General features: G+C 58.7%; 3 protein-coding genes. 1 reads left to right on the top strand and 2 read right to left on the bottom strand.

The annotated features are described in order from the left end of the window. Positions 1–289 precede the first annotated feature (289 nt). On the top strand, positions 290–1,054 hold the full coding sequence (locus VFO93_RS10510) for a YkvA family protein (RefSeq protein WP_325134327.1): 765 nt from the start codon (positions 290–292) through the stop codon (positions 1,052–1,054). 188 nt (positions 1,055–1,242) lie between these two features. Here the strand turns inward: VFO93_RS10510 and VFO93_RS10505 are convergent, their stop codons facing one another. Together VFO93_RS10505 and VFO93_RS10500 are read right to left on the bottom strand one after the other, a co-directional pair. Then, complete coding sequence (locus VFO93_RS10505) at positions 1,243–1,500, bottom strand: acyl carrier protein (RefSeq protein WP_325134326.1); 258 nt, start codon at positions 1,498–1,500, stop codon at positions 1,243–1,245. A 126-nt stretch (positions 1,501–1,626) separates the two neighbouring features. Beyond that, positions 1,627–5,067 carry an efflux RND transporter permease subunit gene (locus tag VFO93_RS10500; RefSeq protein ID WP_325134325.1) on the bottom strand — a complete coding sequence of 1,147 codons (3,441 nt, stop codon included), beginning with the start codon at positions 5,065–5,067 and terminating at the stop codon, positions 1,627–1,629. Positions 5,068–5,215: the final 148 nt, after the last annotated feature.

The following is a 5,215-nucleotide window of genomic DNA, read 5'->3' as shown; positions in this document are numbered from 1 at the left end:
CGCGAACTTTGTAGTTCGCGTTCGTGAGCGAGCACCTAGACGTACCAGACGAACGCGACCTACAAAGTTCGCGCTACTAGTGAAACGGCCCGCAGTTACCCAACTGCGGGCCGCTTTTTTGGTGTAAAATGGAATGCCACTCCGTTTAGCGGGCAGCGGGTGCCCAGACACGGAAACGGAGTGCCACTCCGTTTTACAACTCGCCAAAAACATTGCGGCAGTGAATAGAGTAATAGGCCCTGGCGGCGAGCTTGCCGCTTTCCACGCCTTTCACCTGCCTTTTTTCCGCATGGCAACCTACAAATCTGCTCCTTCTGGCGACGATGTCGCCGGCTCCAAGTTTTTCAAGAAGTTTCTGGCTTCGGCAGAGGGCTACCTCAAGCAGCCCACACGCCTCAAGAAACTGCTGACCGACGCCTACGCCAAGGCCAGCGAGAAGAAAGAGCTCGGCACCCTAGCTCACGAGGCCTGGGAAACGCTGCAAAGTCTGTTCCGCCTCATCAAGCTCAGCATTTCGGGCGAGTACACCGAGCTGCCCACCTCTACGGTGGTAGGCGCGGTGGCTGTACTTATCTACTTCATCTCACCGATTGACCTAATTCCAGACTTTTTTCCGGTCATCGGCTTGCTTGATGACATGGCGTTAATAGCTTGGTTTTCAACCTCAATCAAGCACGAGCTAGATAAATTCCATGCCTGGGAGCAGGCCAAAGCCGCTACCGTAGCCAACCCCGACCAATTTACCAGCAACCGCCTCAGCATGGAATCGACCAACCAATCGGCCAAAAACACCGGCACCAGCCCCTACCCCACCGCGCCAGCCGGCACCGGCCAGTCGGCTACCGATGCGGGCCTGGGCTCGCCTAGCTCGTCTACCTCACCTACCTCTTCGATAACCAAGCCCATCAGCGATGTGGGCCCGGATGGCCCGCTGCCCGAGCCCACGAACGAATCGGCCAAGTCGGCCGGCGTAGACGACATTGCCAATGTGAGCGACGGCTCGCGCGATGGCAACGTGGGCCAGCACAACGACGCGGGAGGCAACGTTCGCTAGAATCACTGATTGGCGCGGATTTTTAAACGGGATTTCACGGATTTTGTGGACGACCAATGTTACTTCTCGATAGAACTTAAAAAGAAAAGGCTGCCCAATCAGGCAGCCTTTTCTTTTTATAAAATCGCGTTAGCAATCGCCTACAAAATCCGTGAAATCCCGTTTAAAAATCCGCGCCAATCAGTGATTTAGGCGTGGGCGCGCACGTAGCGCACGAAGTCGCCGACGGTGTTGAAGGGCACCTCGTCGGGCACGTAGATGTGAAAGCTCCGCTCCAGCTCTAGGATGATGTCGACCAGGTCGACGGTGTCGAAGCGCAGGTCGCGGCTGAGGCTGGCGGTGCGGCGCAGGCGCGTGGTTTTGATGGCTTTGCGCTTGCTGATGATGCGCAGCACCTGCTGCTCGATGTTTTTGGGGGTGGTAGCGGCGGTAGTGGTAGCGTACATAGCGTGGAAAATTTTGCAGAGAAGAGAGGTGAGAATGTCTTTTTACTAATGCCGATTGCTGGCTGCCGATAGTCCGCCGTTTCCTCAACAACGGCTGATAATCAGGCAGCCAGCAATCTGCAATAATTAAGCCAACACGGGTGGCGTCGCGGCCTCAATTTCCTCGCGGTCGGCTGAAACCGTGGGGGGGAGGCTGTTGTAATCGCGGCCCGTGATTTTGGCGCGTAGCTTCTCATTGAGAAGATACATGACCGGGACTACCAAAAGGGTCACAAGGGTTGCAAACGACAACCCAAAAATTATTGTCCAAGCGAGCGGGCCCCAGAACACCACCGACTCGCCGCCCAGGTAGAAGTGCGGGTGGCCCGAATTGAAGAGCTCGTAGAAGTCGATGTTCAAACCCACGGCCAGCGGAATGAGGCCCAGAATGGCCGCCGTAGCCGTGAGAATCACGGGGTTGAGGCGGGTGCGGCCGGCTAGCACGAGGGCGTCGTGCAGGTTCATGCCCTGGGCGCGCAGCATGTCGGTGAATTCGACCAGCAAAATGCCGTTTTTCACCACGATACCGGCCAGCGCGATTACGCCCACGCCCGTCATCACGATGCTCACGTTCATGCCCGTGATGGCCAGGCCGAGGAACACGCCGATGATGGAGAAAATAACCTCCGTGAGGATGATGAGCGGCTTGCTCACCGAGTTGAACTGCGTGACGAGCACCAGGAAGATGAGCGCGATGGCGCCGGCCGCAGCCACGCCGAGGAAGTCGCTGGTTTCCTTCTGGTCTTCCTGCGCGCCGCCCATGCGCAGGGTGTAGCCGGCGGGCGTGGGGTAGGCTTTGAGGGCCTTCGTAACCTGCGCAATCACGTCGTTCTGGCCGTAGCCGTTGAGGATGTTCGACGAGATGGTGATGAGGCGGTGCGTGTCCTTGCGCTTGATGCCGCCGTAGGTGGTGCCGTAGTTGACGTCGGCTACCGACGAAATGGGCACCTGGCGCACCGCGCCCGTGGCGTCGCGGAAGGTGAGCGGCGCATTCAGGATGGCGTCTACGTTGTCGCGGTAGGGCTTGGCGTAGCGCACCTGAATGGGGTACTCATCGTCGGGGGTTTTGAATTTGCTGGCCTCGTAGCCGTAGATGGCGGTGCGGACTTCCAGCCCAATCTGGCCGGTGCTGATGCCCTCGCGGTTGGCCCGCACGCGGTTGATGTTCACCCCGATTTCGGGGTTGCGGTCCTGCAAATCGGAGCGCAACGCCTCCACGCCGGGAATGTGCAGCGAATCGACGTAGCGCTGCACTTTCTTGGAAAGCGCGGCCAGCTTGGGGTAGTCGTCGCCGGCTACCTCGATGGCGATGGGCTTGGCCTGCGGCGGGCCGCTGGCTTCTTGGTCTACCGCTACTTCGGCCCCCGGAATGCCCTTCACGGCCTCCCGGATTTTATCCATGTAGGTGTGCGTGGCCGGGCCAGTTTGCTCGCTCAGCTCCTTGAAGGCCACGGCCACCTTACCCAGGTGCGACTGCGACACGCCCGAGGCCGTGGCCTCGGTGGGGTCGCCGGCCCCGATGGCCACGTTGGTAATCACCGATTCTACGTCCGGGTTTTTGTCGCCGATGATACCGTACACGCGCTTTTCGAGGATTTTAGTTACCGAGTCCGTCACTTCTACTTTAGTGCCGACGGGCATCCGCAGGTAGGTGTAAATGAACTTGGGGTCGCCTTTGGGGAAGAAGTCTACCTTGGGGCTGCGAGCGCCCAGCGCCATGATGCTGCCGATGAACAGCACCACCAAGCTGCCCATGATGCCCACTTGCCGCCAGATGCTACCGCCCACTACTATCTCCACCAGGCGGGCGTAGCCGTTCTGGAAGCGTGGCAGCACGCTGCGCTGGAAGCCAGCTATCATATACACAAACACGTACTTATCGAGCAGGCACAGCGCGATAATAACTAGCATCAGGTTGCCGAAGAATTTAGAGCCGGCGGCGTAGCCACCCAGCGCCAGCGCCAGTAGCACGCCCATACCAATGAGGAAGCCGCGCGTCATCTTAGGCTTCTCCACGCGGTCAAGGTGCTCCTCACGCTCCATGAAGCTCACCGCAAATACCGGGTTCATGATGAAGGCCACGATAAGCGACGCGCCCAGCGTGAGAATGAGCGTAACCGGCAGGTAGAACATAAACGAGCCCACAATGCCGGGCCAGAACATGAGCGGCACGAACGGTGCTACCGTCGTGAGCGTACCCGCCAACACTGGGATAAATACCTCGCCCGCCGCGTACTTGGCGGCCTGGGCCGTGCTCAGGTTGGGGTGCTCGTGCAGCAGGCGGTGCGTGTTTTCGATAACCACGATGGCGTCATCGACCACGATACCCAGCGCCAAGAGGAAGGCGAAGAGCACAATCATGTTCAGCGAGAAGCCCAGCGTGGGCAGCATCACGAAAGCCAGGAACATCGACAGCGGCACCGACAAGCCCACGAACAGGGCGTTGGTGGTGCCCATGAAGAACATCAGAATCAGGGTCACCAGCAAGAAGCCGATGATGATGGTGTTGATGAGGTCGTTGAGCGTGTTGCGGGTTTCGTTGGACGAGTCGCCGGTAATCGTGATTTTGGTGCCTTTGGGCAGGCTGGCTTCCGATTCCTTCACCAGGTTGTGAATCTTGTCGGAGGCGTCGAGCAGGTTTTCGCCCTGGCGCTTCACCACGTTCAGGGTCACGGTGGGCTTGCCATCGAGGCTGGCGTAGCTTTCGCGGTCCTTGAAGCCGTCTTGCACGGTCGCGATGTCGCCGAGGCGCACCGGCGCGCCGCGCAGGTTTTTGAGCTGGATGTTAGCAATGTCGGCCGCATTCACGTACTGGCCGGCCACGCGCACGGCGCGTTTCTGCTCGCCCACGTCGATGGTGCCGCCCGAAACGGTTACGTTTTCGCTGCTGATGGCCCGCTCGATATCCGAAAAGCTGAGCTGCGAGGCTTGCAGCTTGTACAAATCCACGTCCACGTTTACCTGCTGCTCCAAGGCCCCCACAATGTCGACGCGGGTGATTTCGGGGAAGGCCTCAATCTTGTCTTGGAAGTCGTCGGCCAGCTTTTTGAGCTGCGAGGCGGGCAAGTTGCCGCTCAGGTTGACGTACATAATCGGCTGCTCCGAGATGTTGATTTCCTTCACGGTGGGGTCGCTGGGCAGGTCGTTGGGCAGCTCGGTGCGCGCCTTGTCCACGGCATCCTTGATGAGCTGCTTGGCCACCTGCACGTCGATGCCGGAGTTAAACTCCACGTCCACGATGCAGTAGTCCTGGTTCGAGGTCGAGTTGATTTTCTTGACCCCGTTCACGCCCTTGATTTCCTTTTCAATCTGGCGCGTCACCAGGTTCTCAATGTCCGACGGCGACGTACCGGGGTACACCGTGGCCACGATGATGCGCGGAATCACGATGTCGGGAAACTTCTCCTTGCCCAGCTTGATGTAGGCAAAAATGCCCATCACCGTCAATAGCAAGGTGATGATGTAAATACTGGTTTTATTATTGATGGACCAACTGGTTGGCCCAAACTCCTTTTCAATGTCTTGCATAACAACTAGTTATTGGCTGATGGAGTAGTCTCTTATTTATACTGCCCTGGCGTGGGCGCCTCACCCCCCGGCCCCCTCTCCGAAAAGGAGAGGGGGAGCCGACCGTGAGCGGACGTAGGCGTTCGTCAGGCTCCCCCTCTCCTTTTCG

This window comes from Hymenobacter sp. (genome assembly GCF_035709525.1).
Taxonomy (GTDB): domain Bacteria; phylum Bacteroidota; class Bacteroidia; order Cytophagales; family Hymenobacteraceae; genus Hymenobacter.
The sequence above is the reverse complement of the archived record's forward strand: the minus strand, read 5'-3'. Positions and strand labels throughout refer to the sequence as shown.

What these genes read in the sequence shown, in the direction of transcription:
- VFO93_RS10510 (WP_325134327.1), top strand. Translation starts at nt 290, where the DNA reads ATGGCAACCTACAAATCTGCTCCTTCTGGCGACGATGTCGCCGGCTCC.
- VFO93_RS10505 (WP_325134326.1), bottom strand. Translation starts at nt 1,500, where the DNA reads ATGTACGCTACCACTACCGCCGCTACCACCCCCAAAAACATCGAGCAG.
- VFO93_RS10500 (WP_325134325.1), bottom strand. Translation starts at nt 5,067, where the DNA reads ATGCAAGACATTGAAAAGGAGTTTGGGCCAACCAGTTGGTCCATCAAT.